The organism is Bradyrhizobium sp. HKCCYLRH1030 (genome assembly GCF_051168395.1).
Classification (GTDB): domain Bacteria; phylum Pseudomonadota; class Alphaproteobacteria; order Rhizobiales; family Xanthobacteraceae; genus Bradyrhizobium.
Map to the genome: position 1 here is coordinate 119063 of NZ_JBNPUY010000004.1, position 16444 is coordinate 135506.

The window sequence follows — 16444 nt, forward strand, 5'->3', positions numbered from 1 at the left end:
ACGATGCCCTTCCTAGCTCAGCGCTTCACTGATCGCGCTGTCGAGCATCTTCAGGCCCGATTTCAGATTGCCCTTGAGATGGACCCGAAGAGCCCTACGCCCGCGCTCGGTGAGTACGTCGAAGTCGCCGCGCGCCTGCGCCGCCTTGATCACGCCGAAGCTCGCCTTCTGCCCGGGGATCGGCAGATCCTGGGCATCGTCGGCCGTGATCTGGAGAAACACGCCGCTGTCCGGACCGCCCTTGTAGGCCTGGCCGGTCGAGTGCAGGAAGCGCGGACCGAACTCGGCGCAGGTGGCGAGGTGCTTGGCATCGCGCAGCCTCAGCCGGATCCGCTGCAGCGTGTCGATATTGCCTGCGTTGCGGTCGATATAGCCGAGCAGGGCGATGTAGTCGCCGTCGCCGGCGCGGCCGAGATGCGCCTTCAGCCAGGACGCGAGCGTGCCGTCGGCGCCATGCTCGCGCAGGCTCTCGACGTTCTGTGCATCCGTGTAGAGCTCGCAGCCCTTGATCGAGACCACCGGCTCCTCGGCCGGCAGCGCGCCGCTCTGCTCGAACGCCGCCGTCAGCTCGCGGGTCTTGATCTTGGCCGATTCGACGTCGGGCTGGTCGAACGGGTTGATGCCGAGCACGGCGCCGGCAACGGCGGTCGCCATTTCGAAGCGGAAGAATTCCTGGCCGAGCTGGTCGATCGACTTCATGACGATGCGCACGACCGGATGGCCGGCCTCCTCGAGCGCGGCGAGCTTTGCATCATGGCCGGCCACGTCGTCGCCGCCGATCCTGATGTCGATGAAGAAGCGATCATGACCGTAGACCTCGGGCGAGGCGACTGGCTCGCCATCGATCGGGATGAGGCCCTTGCCTTCCTTGCCCGTGGACTCCGCGATCAACTGCTCGGCCCAGGCACCGAAATCGGCGATCTTGGGCGAGGCGAAGATCGTTATCTTGTCGCGGCCTTCGAGGCCGGCGAGACCCATCGCCAAGCCGAGCTGAACGCCCGGGTTCTGCGGCGGCGGCACGTCGGGCCCGCAGGAGCGCACCATTGACAGCGCCTGCGTAATCAGCCTGCGCACGTCGATGCCGGCGGTGGCGGCCGGCACCAGGCCGAACGGCGACAGCACCGAATAGCGGCCGCCGATGGTCGGCTCGCCGTGGAAGATGCGGGCGAAGCCTTGCGCCTTGGCCGCCTTCTCCAGCGACGAGCCGGGATCGGTCACGGCAATGAAGCGATGGCCGGCCTTCTTCGGCCCGATCGCCTCGGAGACGCGCGCGAAGAAGTAGTCCTTCATCGCGTTCGGCTCGGTGGTGCCGCCCGACTTCGAGGAGACGATGAACACCGTACGGGTGATGTCGATCGCCTTCTCCATCGCGCGCACCTGCGCGGGGTCGGTGGAATCGAGCACGTGCAGCCTGGGGAAGCCGGCCCTGCGCGGGAACGTCTCGGCGAGCACTTCCGGCCCGAGGCTGGAGCCGCCCATGCCAAGGACCACGGCGTCGGAAAACTTCTGTCCCTTCACCCGCTGCGCATAGTCCTCATAATCGGCGATATCGGCTTTCTCCGCGCTGGTCAGCCAGCCCAGCCATTTGTGCTCGTCATGGCCGGTCCAGACCGTCGCATCCTTATGCCAGAGCCGGCGGATCCTGGCGTCCTTGCGCCAGTCCTCGGTCGCGGAGGCGACCTTCTTCTCGAGATCAGCAGCAACGGCGATCGTCTGCTGCCCAAGTCCTGTCCCCAGCACGACGGCGCGCTTGTGCGCAACCGCGCCGTAGAGCTTGTCGGCGGCGTCCGCGAACTGCCTGACGCCGTCGACCACGAGATCTGCGGTGATGTCGTCGAGCGAGATGCCGGTCTTCGCCAGATCCTCCAGGGCGGCCTGGGCGGCGTCGACGTCTTCCTCCAGGCTGTCGCGCACCTCTCCGTGATCGCGGAAGGCGTCCAGCGTGGCCGGCGGCACGGTGTTGACGGTGTTCGGCCCGATCAGCTCCTCGACATAGAGGACATCGCTGTAATCCTTGTTCTTGGTACCTGTGGAGGCCCAGAGCAGCCGCTGCGGCTTGGCGCCTTGCTCGGCCAGCCGCTCCCAGCGCGCGCCTGCGAACAGCCGCTTGTAATCCTGATACGCCATCTTGGCGTTGGCGATGGCGATCCTGCCCTTGAGCGCCGCCAGCCGCTCCTTCTCCGAGGGATCGTTGGCCTGGGCGATCTTCTCGTCCAGCTGCTTGTCGACCACGCTGTCGATGCGGCTGACGAAGAACGAGGCCACGCTGGCGACGTGCGACGGATCGCCGCCGGCGCCGACGTAGGCTTCGAGGCCGGCAATGTAGGCTTCGGCAACCTGCTGATAGACGTCTTGCGAAAACAGCAAGGTGATGTTGACGCTGATGCCCCTGGAGATCAGGTGCTGAATGGCCGGCAGGCAGGCGTCCGTCGCCGGCACCTTGATCATCAGATTCTTGCGGTCGACCGCCGTCCAGAGCTGCTCGGCCTCGGTGATCGTGCCCTTGCTGTCCATCGCCAGATACGGCGAGACTTCGAGGCTGACGAAGCCGTCATTGCCATCGAAGCGGTCATAGACGGGCCGCAGCACGTCGGCGGCATTCTGGATGTCCTCGACGGCAACGGCCTCGAACAGCTGCGTCGGCGATCGATCGCCGTTCTTCAGCGCCGTGGCGATCGGTGCGTCATATTCGTCGGAGCTGCCGATCGCCTTCTCGAAAATCGCGGGATTCGAGGTGACGCCCTTGACGCCATCCTCGTCGATCAGCCGCTTGAGGTCGCCCCTGGCGACGAAGCCGCGTGCGAGGAAATCGAGCCAGACCGCCTGGCCGTGTTCTTCGAGAGCTTTGACCGGATTCATGATGCCTATCTATGTGCGTCGGCTTGCTTTTTTGGGTTCCCGCCTGGCAGCCTGCCAGGTCGTGGACCTCACATGAACAACTATGCGCCAGCCCACAGGAGAACGCCATTCATAATGGATTGATCCCTCTGGAATCCCAAGAGCTTCGCGCCGGGCTCGACGTGCCGGCGGCGCGCGCCCGCGGGAGACGTGCAGGCAGCCTGAAGCCTGCTGCCGACCGTTCGACCAAGGCGTGGGGAAGGTTCGCCAAGCGCGGCCAGCGTTCGGCTCGCGTCGGCCTCCGCGACACCCGCGCGCCGGAGGTCTCCCATCGTGGCGAGCAAATGCCGTCGATCAAACCTTCTCCGCCTTGCAATGCCGGAAAGCGGCCACATGTGTTCTGGGTAATGGTGCCTCACGTCACGGATCAAGGCGAGCGTCTTGCGATTGTCGCGTCGGCTGCGGCTCGTGATCGGCGGATAACCCATGATGCTTTCTGCTTGCAGACATTCGGTGGCGAGCCGCAACCTGATCATGGCAATGATCAGCATCGAGTGATCCGTCCGGTTTCGGCCGCGCGTTACGTCACGGCATTCGGTTCTAGCGGTGAACATGTGCGAATGGCTGTGAGATGCGCGCGTTCATCGCTCGCCTGATCACGATGGCGTCGCGTGAGCGATGGTTGACGTGCGCGCAGCGGGGCCATCTGTTCGACCACCGTGGCCGGCGCGCATCATGTCGCGCCGCGAATGAGACATTCGCTGCCTGGCGCAGCTGCGCGACCGTTGGCGTTCACTCGCGGTTCACTTCCGGAAGACAGACTGATCCCGGTGCTGTCTCGCCGCCAGTTCACGTGGCTTCACAACACCTTGTGCGGCGCAGGAAGACTACGGTGCCGGGGTATTGCGGATGTTGCGAAGCAGAGACAATGGGGTACAAATGGAGAGAGTCGGCCGGCTTTTGCCGAACTATTGAGCGAAGTGCATGTTGATAGGGCATATGCTGCATGCACTTTGCGTTGCGGAAAAGGACGAAGACGGTGCCCAATGGGGGCTAGCGCGCTTCACTCTGAGTCGGTTCGGGATCAGCAGGAACGTACTTGGATCTCGGCCCGTTGCAGCAGTGCAGCGGAACCTACGTGGAGAGGGATCATGTACAACGATTCGTTGTTCAACGCGTTCGCAAGGTCGTTCGAGGCACGCAGCCAGACCGACATGTCGATGCAGGAATATCTAGAATCGTGTCGAACCGACCCGATGCGATACGCGAACGCCGCTGAACGACTACTAGCTGCGATCGGTGAGCCTCAGATGATCGATACGGCCAAGGACCCACGCCTTGGCCGTATTTTTTTGAACCGGACGGTTCGGCTGTATCCCGCGTTCGCCGGCTTCTACGGCATGGAAGACACGATCGAGCGCATCGTCGGCTTCTTCCGGCACGCCGCGCAGGGTCTCGAAGAGCGCAAGCAGATCCTCTATCTGCTCGGACCGGTCGGCGGCGGCAAGTCGTCGCTCGCCGAACGGCTGAAGCAGTTGATGGAAACTCATCCGATCTACGTGCTCAAGGCGGGAGATGAGTTGAGCCCCGTGTTCGAGTCGCCGCTCGGCCTGTTCGATCCCGACACGCTGGGCCCGATGCTCGAGGAGAAATACGGCATTCCGCGCCGCCGCCTGTCGGGCCTGATGAGCCCGTGGTGCTACAAGCGGCTCGAAGCCTTCGGCGGCGACATCTCGCAGTTCCGCGTCGCCAAGATCCAGCCGTCGCGGCTGCGCCAGATCGGCATCGCCAAGACCGAGCCCGGCGACGAGAACAACCAGGACATCTCCTCGCTGGTCGGCAAGGTCGACATCCGCAAGCTCGAAACCTACGCCCAGAACGATCCCGACGCCTACTCCTATTCGGGCGGCCTCAACCGCGCCAACCAGGGCATCCTCGAATTCGTCGAGATGTTCAAGGCGCCGATCAAGATGCTGCATCCGCTGCTGACGGCGACGCAGGAGGGCAACTATATCGGCACCGAGAACATCGGCGCGATTCCCTACAATGGCGTGATCCTCGCCCACTCCAACGAGGCGGAGTGGCAGAGCTTCAAGACCAACAAGAACAACGAGGCCTTCATCGACCGCATCTGCGTCATCAAGGTGCCGTACTGCCTGCGCGTCACCGAGGAGCGCAAGATCTATGAGAAGCTGATCCAGGGCTCCGAGCTCTCCGCCGCGCCCTGTGCGCCGGCGACCTTGGACACGCTCGCCAGATTCTCGGTGATGTCGCGCCTGCGCAAGCACGAGAATTCGACGTTGTACGCCAAGATGCGGGTCTATGACGGCGAGAGCCTCAAGGAGTCCGATCCGAAGGCGCGCAGCGTGCAGGAATATCGCGACGCTGCCGGCGTCGACGAGGGCATGGACGGCATCTCCACCCGCTTTGCCTTCAAGGTGCTGGCTGCGACCTACAATCACGACACGGCGGAAGTGTCGGCCGATGCCGTGCATCTGATGTACGTGCTGGAACAGTCGATCAAGCGCGAGCAACTGCCCGAGGAGATCGAGAAGCGCTACCTCGAATTCATCAAGGCGGATCTGGCGCCGCGCTACGCCGAGTTCATCGGTCACGAGATCCAGAAGGCCTATCTGGAATCCTACTCCGATTACGGCCAGAACCTGTTCGACCGCTACGTCGACTACGCCGACGCCTGGATCGAAGATCAGGACTTCAAGGATCCCGATACGGGACAGCTGCTCAATCGCGAGCTGCTGAACCAGGAGCTGACCAAGATCGAGAAGCCGGCCGGGATCGCCAACCCGAAGGATTTCCGCAACGAGGTTGTCAAGTTCTCGCTGCGCTTCCGGGCCCAGAATGGTGGCAAAAATCCGTCCTGGACCTCCTACGAAAAGATCCGCGAAGTCATCGAAAAGAGGATATTCTCGCAGGTCGAGGATCTGCTTCCGGTCATCTCGTTCGGTACCAAGAAGGACGGCGAGACCGAGAAGAAGCACGACGACTTCGTCGCGCGCATGGTCGAACGCGGCTACACCGAGCGGCAGGTCCGCCGGCTGGTCGAGTGGTACATGCGCGTGAAGCAGGCGGGTTGATCGTGGTCCGGCGCCGATGTTCACTGCAGGTGCGGCAGGCCATCGGTCTGACGTCGGCGCCAGGGCTACGAAACGAGCGAAACGTTCGACGCTGAGCTTCGCTGGGAGGCGTCGGACAGGCAGAGGGTGCCGTTGCAGTGTCGGGTCCGATACTGCACCGCGGCATCGCGGCGGGGGAGAGCAGGAGTCGAAGCCGCTGCAGCAGGAGGCGTATGGAACGTGGTCATGCACATCATTGATCGGCGCCTGAATCCGGGCGGCAAAAGTCTCGAAAATCGCCAGCGATTTTTGCGCCGCGCCAAGGCCCTGGTTCAGGGAGCGGTCAAGAAGACCTCGCAGGACCGCGACATCAAGGACGTGCTGGAGGGCGGCGAGGTCTCGATCCCGCTCGACGGCATGGACGAGCCTCGCTTCCGCCGCGAGGGCGGCACCCGCGACATGGTGTTGCCCGGCAACAAGAAGTTCGTCGAAGGCGACATCCTGCCGCGCTCCGGCGACGGCAGCGGCCGCAAGTCGGCGCCCGGACAAGGCGACAGCGAGGACGCGTTCCGCTTCGTGCTGAGCAAGGAGGAGTTCGTCAACCTCTTCCTCGACGATCTCGAGCTGCCCGATCTCGCCAAGCGCAAATTCGCCGAGGCCGAGAGCGAGGGGCTGGTACGCGCGGGCTATTCGACCTCGGGTTCGCCGGCCAATATCTCGATCAGCCGCACCGTCACCCGCGCCTTGGCCCGCCGCGTCGCGCTGCGCCGTCCGCGGCCGGAGGCGATTGCCGAACTCGAAGCCCAGCTGGAGCAGGAGACCGACGACGACAAGCGCGCCGCGCTTCTGGCCGAGATCGAGGCGCTGAAGGCGAAGGCCAAGCGCATCCCCTTCATCGATCCGATCGACATCCGCTACCGGCGCTTCGAGGCCGTGCCGAAGCCGATCGCACAGGCCGTGATGTTCTGCCTGATGGACGTGTCCGGCTCGATGTCGGAGCACATGAAGGACCTCGCCAAGCGGTTCTACATGCTGCTCTACGTGTTCCTGACCCGGCGCTACCGCCATGTCGAGATCGTCTTCATCCGCCATACCGATCGCGCCGAGGAGGTCGACGAGCAGACGTTCTTCTACGGACCGGCGTCCGGCGGCACCTTGGTGTCGAGCGCCCTGCAATGCATGCACGACATCGTCCGCTCGCGCTTCCGCCCCTCGGACTGGAACATCTACGCGGCGCAGGCCTCCGACGGCGACAACGCCACCTCGGATTCCGAGAACGTCGCGCGGCTCTTGACCGACAACATCCTGCCGGTGTCGCAGTTCTTCGCCTATCTCGAGGTCGGCGAATCCGGCACCTATTCGTTCGAGATGCCTGACTCGGCGCTGTGGTCGCTGTATGAGCGGCTGCGCGCCAATGGCGAGCCGCTGTCGATGCGCAAGGTCCGCGACCGCAGCGAGATCTTCCCGGTGTTCCACGACCTGTTTCAGCGTCGCGGCACCACGCAGGAGAGGGCGGCGTCATGAGCGGGCTGCTGTTCGAGGGCGCAGACTGGAATTTCCTCACCCTGCAGCGCATCCACGATGCCTGCGAAGCCGTCGCCGAGAAGGAGCTCGGGCTCGACACCTATCCCAACCAGATCGAGGTGATCACGGCCGAGCAGATGCTCGACGCCTATTCCTCGGTCGGCATGCCCCTGTTCTACAAGCACTGGTCGTTCGGCAAACACTTCGCCTATCACGAGGCCTCGTACCGCAAGGGCCTGATGGGCCTCGCCTATGAGATCGTGATCAACTCCTCGCCCTGTATCTCCTATCTGATGGAGGAGAACACGGCGACGATGCAGACCTTGGTGATCGCGCACGCGGCGTTCGGCCACAACCATTTCTTCAAGAACAACTACCTGTTCAAGCAGTGGACCGACGCCGACGGCATCCTCGACTATCTCGATTTCGCCCGCGGCTACATCGCGCAATGCGAGGAGCGTTATGGCCGGCTCGCGGTCGAGCATACGCTCGACGCGGCGCATGCGCTGATGTCGCACGGCGTCGACCGCTATCCGGGCAAGAAGAAGCTCGACTTCCGCGAGGAGGAGAAGCGCGCCGGCAAGCGCAGGCTCTACGAGGAGGGCCAGTTCAACGATCTCTGGCGCACGGTGCCGACCGGCCCGGTCAAGACCAATGCGATGCTGAACGTCGAGCGCCGTCGCGCGCTGCTCGGCCTCCCGCAGGAGAACCTGCTCTATTTCCTGGAGAAGACCGCGCCGCGGCTGGCGCCCTGGCAGCGCGAGTTGCTGCGCATCGTTCGCCACATCGCGCAGTATTTCTATCCGCAGGGCCAGACCAAGGTCATGAACGAGGGCACGGCGACCTATGTGCACTATCGCATCATGAACCGGCTGCACCAGGACGGCCGCCTCACCGACGGCAACTTCCTGGAGTTCCTGCAGTCGCACACCAACGTCGTGTTCCAGCCGGAGTTCGACGATCCGCGCTTCTCCGGCTTCAACCCGTATGCGCTCGGCTTTGCGATCATGCAGGACATCGAGCGCATCGTGAAGGACCCGACCGACGAGGATCGCGAGTGGTTTCCGGACATCGCCGGCACCGGCGACGAAATGGCGGTGCTGCGTGACGTCTGGGCGAATTATCGCGACGAGAGCTTCATCAGCCAGTTCCTCAGCCCCAACCTGATCCGGCGCTTCAAGCTGTTCCATTTGCATGACGATCCGGCCGAACGCGCCGGCATCCTGGTCGACGCCATCCACGACGAGCGCGGCTATCGCCGCATCCGGCGCGAGCTGTCGAAACAGTACGATGTCGGCTACATCGATCCTAACATCGAGGTGGTCGATGTCGATCTCGCCGGCGATCGCCGCCTGATGCTGCGACATACGGTGGTCAAGGGCGCCCAGCTCAACGAGACCGACACCAAGCGCGTGCTGCAGCATCTCGCCGATCTCTGGAGCTACGACGTGTCGCTGGTCGAAGTCGACGCCGCCACCGACAAGGTGCTGAAGGAGTACGTGCTCAATCCCCGGATACAACCGGCGGCCGCCTAGCGCGGCCGCCAAGCCCTGAGCGACGTCAGATTTCCGCGAAGATCTCCAGCAGATTGCCGTCGGGATCCCTGAAGAACAGCGTCCGATGGCCGAAGGGCTGGTCCCTCGGCTGCTCCAGGAGCGCGACGCCCTTCTCCGTCAGCTCGGCCGCGCAGCGGTCGACGTCGTCGCGTCCCACCTTGAAGGCGAGTTGAAGCGCCGCGCTTCCCGGCGGTGTCGGCCGGTCCGATGTCAGCCGCTGCGGCCGAGCGAGCGCGAGCGTGTTGGGGCCGATCTGAAATTCGATCCACCCCTGCGACAGTTCCCGGAGCAGCGGAAAGCCCAGGACCTCCTCGTAGAACTGCCGCATGACGTCCCAGTCGCGGGCGAGGATCACCGTGTAGTCGATGGCGCGAATGGCGCGAAATGCGGACACCCTCTTTACATCATTGGTCACGATCTCTCCCTCCCGGCCGGCCTCACCAAGCTTTTCCATCCCGCGTCGAGTGGCGCAAGGCTGATGAGCCCGCTATGGTGCCCGCCGTTGGCCGGGTGGTTGCAGCCGGCCGTTGCGGACGATGATCAAAGCTCGGGCGTAAGGCGCGTGGTTGGACCAAAGCAGACGGCGGCAACGGATCGGCGGGACCGGTTCATTCCGATACGCAAGTCCGACGTCCTGGACGCCGTCATTTCGCATGGCGGCCTGGAAGACGCCCTGGCGGCCGACCTTCGCCAGCTGGCGCACATGCTCGGCGCCATCCTGCACCACGAATATTTCGACGAGCTCGATCGGCTGCGCGACGTCTATTTCGACTTCGATCCCGAGGTCCCCACCAGCCGCCATCGCTCCGCTCAGGAGCTCGACACCGCCTATTGCAACCTCACCGACGAATTCGTCCGGGTGCTGGGCGAAGCGAACTTCATCGAGATCAGCCACGATGAGATCGAGCGCGCCTTCGCCGAGCACGCGCTTGTCAGGGTCAAGCTGAGGGCGCCGGTCTCCGACTTTCGCGCCGTCCGCATGTTCCGGCGCGGCACGCATCAAGAGACCATCGAGGTCCCCATGCTGTATGGCCTGCGGCGGCGCAAGCAGGAGATCGAGGTCTACGACGACATCATCCTGATGGTCGCGACCAAGCCAGACGAGCCGTCTCAGAAGAAGCGCAAGACCGCCGCCTGGCGTGGCCGCAACAAGATTCGCGGCGGCGCGGTGCTGTTCAAATATTTCCGCCACATCGCGCGCTTCGACCTCGAGGCGCTGCTGCCGAACGTCCGCGTCGTCATGGGCCTGCGCGAGCAACTGACGCTGGGCGTGCCGGCGCTGGTCGGCGGCGTACCGATCCTGCTCAAGCTGGCTTCGACGCTCACCGTGCTGTTCATCGTCGCCGGCTTTTATCTCGGCCTCAGCGGCACCGTGCACGACAACGATACGGAGCAGGCGCTGGCGGCGCTGTCGGGATTGTTCGCGCTCGGCGCCTTCATCCTGCGGCAATGGGGCAACTTCCATCGCCAGTCGCTGATCCATCAGAAGCAGGTCACCGACAACATCTACTTCCGCAACGTCAACAACAATTCCGGCATCTTCAATTATTTGATCGGCGAGGCCGAGGACCAGGACTGGAAGGAAGCGATGCTGGCCTATGGCGGCCTGCTGCTGGCGTCGGTGCCGCTCTCGCGTGCTGCATTGGGCAGCCATGTCGAGGAGTTGCTGCAGCAGATGTTCGGATTGAGCCGCGCGTTCAATGTCGAGGAGGCCTTGATCAGGCTGCGGGAGTTTGGGCTCGTCAGCGGTGATGACGAGGCGCTGTCGGCGCTGCCGCTACGAGAGGCAATCACGCAGCTCGAACGCGTCTGGGCGAAGTCGCTGGGGCCGCAGCCGTAAGAGTGGTCAGAGAGAGAAACCGGCCTCATGGTTCGAGACGCGCCGAAGACGGCGCTCCTCACGATGAGGAGCGAGGGCGCGGCTCACCAGGATATGCCGAGCTGTCGCAACGAACGATCTGACAGTTAGTTACTCCGTCATGGCCGGGCTTGTCCCGGGCATCCACGTGGTTATCAGCGTGCCGAACGACGTAGATGGCCGGGACAAGCCCGGCCATGACGTGGAGATAGACAAGCGCAAAACTCCGATTGTGAAATGCGGTCGCCCCGCCAGAAGCGGGCGCAATGCACTTCACCCTTGTCCTGAGGAGCCCGCCGGAGGCGGGCGTCTCGAAGGACGGCTACAGAGCACACGCTTTCCACGCAGCGGTCTGCCTAGCGCAGACTCGCATTGATTTTGTCGAGCGCGGCCTGCCCAGGGCACAGATCCGCTGCCTCCAGCCGGTTGAGCGGTCGCTCCACCGTGTTGAGGTGGCTGTGCAGATCGTCGGCCTCAGGGTCGACATAGAGCAGGCCGGTCACGATCTGGCCTTGCGCGGCATGTTTCTGGAGGAAGGTCATGGCGCCGAGCCGGTCGTGCGGGTCGTAGTCGGCGTCGATCTTGCGCAGCGCCAGCCTGGAGCCGTCGTGCTGCTCGACGATCTGCACCGTGCCCGGATCCTGGTCGATCTCGATCGGATCGCGTCCGGTCAGCACGTCGAGCCGGTTCACGGCATCGTTGTGCTCGCGGACATAGTCGAAGCTCTTGGTTGAGCCGGCGTGATTGTTGAACGCGATGCACGGGCTGATGACGTCGATGAACGCCGCGCCCTTGTGCCGGATGGCGCCCTCGATGATCGGCACCAGCTGCTTCTTGTCGCCGGAGAACGACCGCGCCACATAGGTGGCCCCGAGCTGCAGCGCGATGCCGACCAGGTCGATCGGATTGTCGGTGTTGGTGACGCCCTTCTTCGACTTCGACCCGCGGTCGGCGGTCGCCGAGAATTGGCCCTTGGTCAGGCCGTAGACGCCGTTGTTCTCGACGATATAGGTCATGTTCACGCCGCGCCGGATCGCGTGGGCGAACTGGCCGAAGCCGATCGAGGCGGAATCGCCGTCGCCGGAGACGCCGAGATAGATCAGCTCGCGGTTGGCGAGGTTGGCGCCGGTCAGCACCGAGGGCATGCGGCCGTGCACGGTGTTGAAGCCGTGCGAATTGCCGAGGAAATAGTCCGGCGTCTTCGACGAGCAGCCGATGCCGGAGATTTTTGCCACCCGATGCGGCTCGATCGACAGCTCGAAGCAGGCCTCGATGATCGAGGCCGTGATCGAATCGTGGCCGCAGCCGGCGCACAAGGTCGAGATCTTGCCCTCGTAGTCGCGATGGCTGTAGCCGAGTGCGTTCTTCTTGATGCCGGGATGCTGGAATTTCGGCTTTGCGATGTAGGTCATGAGAGCACCCTGTCGCCCAGTGCCGTCATGGCCGGGCTTGTCCCGGCCATCCACGTGGGAGTCCGAGGAAAGAGAGGCGTGGATGCCCGGGTCAAGCCCGGGCATGACCGTGGAGAGAGTGGCTGTAAAGTCATGACACCGCCTTGCGCAGCGGTGTGACCTTGATGTGGTCCTGGTGGTCGCCGATCGCATCCGCGATGAAGCGCGCCGTGATCGGCGTGCCGTCATAATGCAGGATCGGCACCAGCCGGACCGGGTCGATGCCGTTCTCGGTGACGATCAGCTGGCGCAGCTGCGCGTCGCGGTTCTGCTCGACCACATAGACGAAGTCGTGCTCGGCGATGAAGCTCGCCACGCTCGAATGGAACGGGAAGGCGCGGATGCGCAGGCGGTCGAGCTGACAGCCGCGCGCCTCCAGCAGTCCGATTGCCTCGTCCATCGCCGGCGCGGTCGAGCCGAAATAGATCACGCCATATCTGGTCGGCTTGCTCGCATTGGCCTGCAGCGGCCGCGGCACCATGTCCTGCGCGGTCTGGAACTTGCGCAGCAGGCGCTGCACGTTGTCGGCATAGACGGCGCCTTCCTCGGAATAGCGCGCGTAGCGGTCACGCGACGTGCCGCGGGTGAAGTATGAGCCCTTCGTCGGATGCGTGCCGGGGTAGGTGCGGAACGGAATGCCGTCGCCGTCGACGTCGAGATAGCGGCCGAAGTCGCGGCCTTCGTCGAGCATTTCCGCCGTCATCACCTTGCCGCGGTCATACTGCTTGGCATCGTCCCACTTCAGCGGCCGGCATAGCCGCTGGTTCATGCCGATGTCGAGGTCGAGCATCAGGAAAACCGTGGTCTGCAGCCGCTCGGCAAGATCGAACGCCGCAGCGGCAAACTCGAACGCCTCCGCCGGATCCTCGGGGAACAGCATCACGTGCTTGGTATCACCGTGCGAGGCATAGCCGCAGGCGATCAGGTCGCATTGCTGCGTCCGCGTCGGCATGCCGGTCGAGGGGCCGGCGCGCTGCACGTTCATGATCACGGCCGGGATCTCGGCAAAGTAGGAGAGGCCGATGAACTCGGTCATCAGCGACACGCCGGGGCCCGATGTCGTGGTAAAGGCGCGGGCGCCGTTCCAGGACGCGCCGACCACCATGCCGATCGAGGCGAGCTCGTCCTCGGCCTGCACGATCGCGTATTTGGCCTGCCCGGTTTCCGGATCGTGTCGCAGTTTCTTGCAGTGGTTGCTGAACGCTTCGGCCAGCGACGACGACGGCGTGATCGGGTACCAGGCGCAGACCGTGGCGCCGCCATAGACGGCGCCCAGCGCGGCGGCGTTGTTGCCCTCGATGAAGATGCGGTCGCCGACCTTGTCGGCCTTCTTGATGCGCAGGCCGATCGGGCACTTCAAATTCTGCAGCGCCCAGTCGCGGCCGAGATGCAGCGCGTGGACGTTGGAGGAGAGCAGCTTCTCCTTGCCCTTGTACTGCTCGCCGATCAGTTGCTCGATCAGCTTCGGATCCATGTCGAGCAGCGCCGACAACGCGCCGAGATAGATGATGTTCTTGAACAGCTGGCGCTGGCGCGGATCCGAGTAGGTCGAGTTAGTGATCGCGGTCAGCGGGACGCCGATGACGGTGATGTCGTCGCGGAACTTGGTTGCCGGCATCGGCTTGGTGGAATCGTAGAACAGATAGCCACCCGGCGCGATACCGGCGACGTCCTTGTCCCAGGTCTGCGGGTTCATCGCCACCATCAGATCAGTGCCGCCGCCGCGGGCGCCGAGATGGCCCGCTTCGGTGACGCGCACCTCGTACCAGGTCGGCAGGCCCTGGATGTTCGACGGGAAGATGTTGCGCGGGCTGACCGGCACGCCGTGGCGGAGCACGGCGCGCGCGAAGAGTTCGTTCGCGCTGGCCGAGCCGGAGCCGTTGACGTTGGCGAAGCGGACGACGAAGTCGTTTACGCTGCTGAGCGGCGCTTGCTGGGACATGCGTTACCTGCGTGAGTCGTCTCGATGAAATATTTCTGCATGTCCCACGCACCGGTGGGACAGCGCTCGGCGCACAGGCCGCAATGGAGGCAGACGTCCTCGTCCTTCACCATCACCCGCCCGGTCTTCAGATCCGAGGACACGTAGAGGCTCTGGTCGACATGCGGCGCCGGCGCCTTCAGGCGCGAACGCAGATCCGCCTCCTCGCCGTTGTCGGTGAAGGTGATGCAGTCCATCGGACAGATGTCGGCGCAGGCGTCGCATTCGATGCACAGCGTGTCGGAGAACACCGTCTGCACGTCGCAATTCAGGCAGCGATGCGCCTCGCCGAGCGCGAGCTTGACGTCGTAGCCGAGCTCGACTTCGGCGCGGATGTCCTTCAGCGCGACCACCTTGTCGCGGTGCGGCACCTTGAAGCGCTTCTCGGACGAAACGTCGTTGTCATAGCTCCATTCATGGATGCCCATCTTCTGCGAGGAGACATGCACCTCGGGCAGCGGCCGCTCGGTGATGTCCTCGCCGGACAGCAGGCGGTGGATCGACAGCGCCGCCTCGTGGCCCTGGGCGACCGCCCAGATGATGTTCTTCGGACCGAACGCCGCATCGCCGCCGAAGAACACTTTCGGGTTGGTCGAGACGAAGGTTGTCGGATCGACCACCGGCATGTGCCATTTGTCGAACGCGATGTCGCAATCGGCCTCGATCCAGGGGAACGCGTTCTCCTGGCCGACGGCGACCAGCACGTCGTCGCAGTCATAGGTCACATCGGGCTCGCCCGACGGCACCAGCGAGCGACGGCCGCTGGCGTCATATTCGGCCTTCACCTTTTGGAAGGTGACGCCGGTGAGCCTGCCATTGTCGTGATCGAAGGCGACCGGCACGAGATAGTTGAGGATCGGAATGTCCTCGTGCAGCGCGTCCTCCTTCTCCCAGGGCGACGCCTTCATCTCCTCGAAGCCGGAGCGCACGATGACCTTGACGTCCTCGCCGCCGAGCCGTCGCGCGGTGCGGCAGCAATCCATCGCGGTGTTGCCGCCGCCGAGCACGATCACGCGCCTGCCGATCTTGTCGGTGTGTCCGAACGAGACGCTGGAGAGCCAGTCGATGCCGAGATGGATGTTCGCGGCGGCTTCCTTGCGTCCGGGAATGTTCAGCTCCCGGCCGCGTGGCGCGCCGGAGCCGATGAAGATGGCATCATAGTTCTCGGCCAGCAGCGTCTTGAGGCTGTCGACGCGATGGCCGGCCTTGTAGTCGACGCCGAGGCCGAGCACGTAGCCCGTCTCCTCGTCGATGACGCTGTCGGGCAGGCGGAATTTGGGGATTTGCGAGCGCATCATGCCGCCGGGCTTTGGGTCGGCATCGAACACGGTGCAGTGATAGCCGAGCGGCGCGAGATCGCGCGCCACCGTCAGCGAGGCCGGGCCGCCGCCGACCAGCGCGATGCGCCGGCCGTTCTTCGGGGCAGGGCGCGGCAGGCGCTGATGGATGTCGTCCTTGAAATCGGCCGCAACGCGCTTCAGGCGGCAGATCGCGACCGGGCTTTCCTCGACACGCCCCCGTCGGCAGGCGGGCTCGCAAGGGCGATCGCAGGTGCGTCCGAGAATGCCCGGGAATACATTCGATTTCCAATTGATCATGTAGGCGTCGCTGTAGCGACCCTCAGCGATCAGGCGGATGTATTCAGGGACCGGAGTGTGTGCGGGACAAGCCCATTGGCAGTCGACCACTTTGTGAAAGTAGTCGGGGGCCGAGATATCAGTCGCTCTCATTCATACCCTGTCCGCGCGGCGAACCATGAGCGCGCGGCCTTCCTGACGTGAGGACGACTGCTTGTTCAGGATCGGCTAGGGATCGATGTGGGTCCGGAGCAGGTCCTGTTCGTCGCCCTTCTGTTTTTTGAATGGCTCAATTGAATAGTCTTATCAGACTAGAGCCATTCCAAGGCGCGCACAAAGGCAATTTTGCAAAGCTGCCCCTCATGCACAGTGTGCGGCGCCGCATTGCCGGCCTGATGCTGCCACGTGTTGCGATGCGGTATGTTCGGTGACGATAAATTGCGAGGACGATGATAAAATAAAGAATGGAGGGTGGAGCACGCGGGCTGCCACGCGCTCCACCGTCATGCCCGGGCTTGTCCCGGGCATCCACGGCGTTCCCAGGATGCCGCACAACGTGGACGCCCGGGACGAGCCCGGCCAGGA

Annotated in this window: 10 protein-coding genes; 4 read left to right on the top strand and 6 right to left on the bottom strand. The window is 64.0% G+C overall.

Annotation, left to right across the window (positions count from 1 at the left end):
* Positions 1-12 precede the first annotated feature (12 nt).
* Positions 13-2859, bottom strand: a complete 2847-nt coding sequence (locus ACQR1E_RS13665) for a bifunctional transaldolase/phosoglucose isomerase (RefSeq protein WP_434897169.1) — start codon at positions 2857-2859, stop codon at positions 13-15.
* A gap of 80 nt (positions 2860-2939) precedes the next feature.
* Positions 2940-3389: a hypothetical protein gene (locus tag ACQR1E_RS13670; RefSeq protein WP_434897170.1), complete on the bottom strand. Its 450-nt coding sequence runs from the start codon at positions 3387-3389 to the stop codon at positions 2940-2942.
* Between the two features lie 600 nt (positions 3390-3989).
* Between ACQR1E_RS13670 and ACQR1E_RS13675 the strand changes: the two genes are divergently transcribed.
* The 3 genes from ACQR1E_RS13675 (at position 3990) to ACQR1E_RS13685 (ending at position 8971) form a co-directional block, all read left to right on the top strand.
* Positions 3990-5933: a PrkA family serine protein kinase gene (locus tag ACQR1E_RS13675; RefSeq protein ID WP_315718010.1), complete on the top strand. Its 1944-nt coding sequence runs from the start codon at positions 3990-3992 to the stop codon at positions 5931-5933.
* 225 nt (positions 5934-6158) lie between these two features.
* Positions 6159-7436, top strand: coding sequence for a YeaH/YhbH family protein (locus ACQR1E_RS13680; RefSeq protein WP_315718011.1), 1278 nt, complete (start codon positions 6159-6161; stop codon positions 7434-7436).
* The gene (locus ACQR1E_RS13685) at positions 7433-8971 is read left to right on the top strand and encodes a SpoVR family protein (RefSeq protein ID WP_315750207.1); all 1539 of its coding nucleotides are present in this window, start codon (positions 7433-7435) and stop codon (positions 8969-8971) included. Before ACQR1E_RS13680 ends, ACQR1E_RS13685 begins: the two co-directional genes overlap by 4 nt.
* Positions 8972-8996: 25 nt before the next feature.
* On the opposite strand, the gene ACQR1E_RS13690 is transcribed toward ACQR1E_RS13685, so the two are convergent.
* A complete protein-coding gene (locus ACQR1E_RS13690) occupies positions 8997-9407 on the bottom strand; it encodes a VOC family protein (protein ID WP_315718013.1) in 411 nt (136 codons plus the stop codon).
* Positions 9408-9554: 147 nt separating this feature from the next.
* On the opposite strand from ACQR1E_RS13690, the gene ACQR1E_RS13695 reads away from it, so the two are divergent.
* On the top strand, positions 9555-10832 hold the full coding sequence (locus ACQR1E_RS13695; RefSeq protein ID WP_434897171.1) for a TMEM143 family protein: 1278 nt from the start codon (positions 9555-9557) through the stop codon (positions 10830-10832).
* A gap of 374 nt (positions 10833-11206) precedes the next feature.
* On the opposite strand, the gene ACQR1E_RS13700 is transcribed toward ACQR1E_RS13695, so the two are convergent.
* From ACQR1E_RS13700 to ACQR1E_RS13710, 3 genes are all read right to left on the bottom strand, one after another.
* A complete protein-coding gene (locus ACQR1E_RS13700; RefSeq protein WP_315718016.1) occupies positions 11207-12262 on the bottom strand; it encodes a 2-oxoacid:ferredoxin oxidoreductase subunit beta in 1056 nt (351 codons plus the stop codon).
* A 130-nt stretch (positions 12263-12392) separates the two neighbouring features.
* Positions 12393-14243 (bottom strand): 2-oxoacid:acceptor oxidoreductase subunit alpha, encoded by a 1851-nt coding sequence (locus tag ACQR1E_RS13705; protein WP_316169168.1) that lies wholly within the window; start codon positions 14241-14243, stop codon positions 12393-12395.
* Positions 14213-16012 carry an FAD-dependent oxidoreductase gene (locus ACQR1E_RS13710; RefSeq protein WP_316174845.1) on the bottom strand — a complete coding sequence of 600 codons (1800 nt, stop codon included), beginning with the start codon at positions 16010-16012 and terminating at the stop codon, positions 14213-14215. The genes ACQR1E_RS13705 and ACQR1E_RS13710 overlap by 31 nt, the downstream gene beginning before the upstream one ends.
* Positions 16013-16444 lie beyond the last annotated feature (432 nt).

Bases quoted from the DNA above. Each gene is read 5' to 3' on its own strand.
- ACQR1E_RS13675 (WP_315718010.1), top strand. From the start codon at position 3,990: ATGTACAACGATTCGTTGTTCAACGCGTTCGCAAGGTCGTTCGAGGCA.
- ACQR1E_RS13670 (WP_434897170.1), bottom strand. From the start codon at position 3,389: ATGCTGATCATTGCCATGATCAGGTTGCGGCTCGCCACCGAATGTCTG.
- ACQR1E_RS13680 (WP_315718011.1), top strand. From the start codon at position 6,159: ATGCACATCATTGATCGGCGCCTGAATCCGGGCGGCAAAAGTCTCGAA.
- ACQR1E_RS13710 (WP_316174845.1), bottom strand. From the start codon at position 16,012: ATGAGAGCGACTGATATCTCGGCCCCCGACTACTTTCACAAAGTGGTC.
- ACQR1E_RS13700 (WP_315718016.1), bottom strand. From the start codon at position 12,262: ATGACCTACATCGCAAAGCCGAAATTCCAGCATCCCGGCATCAAGAAG.
- ACQR1E_RS13665 (WP_434897169.1), bottom strand. From the start codon at position 2,859: ATGAATCCGGTCAAAGCTCTCGAAGAACACGGCCAGGCGGTCTGGCTC.
- ACQR1E_RS13685 (WP_315750207.1), top strand. From the start codon at position 7,433: ATGAGCGGGCTGCTGTTCGAGGGCGCAGACTGGAATTTCCTCACCCTG.
- ACQR1E_RS13705 (WP_316169168.1), bottom strand. From the start codon at position 14,243: ATGTCCCAGCAAGCGCCGCTCAGCAGCGTAAACGACTTCGTCGTCCGC.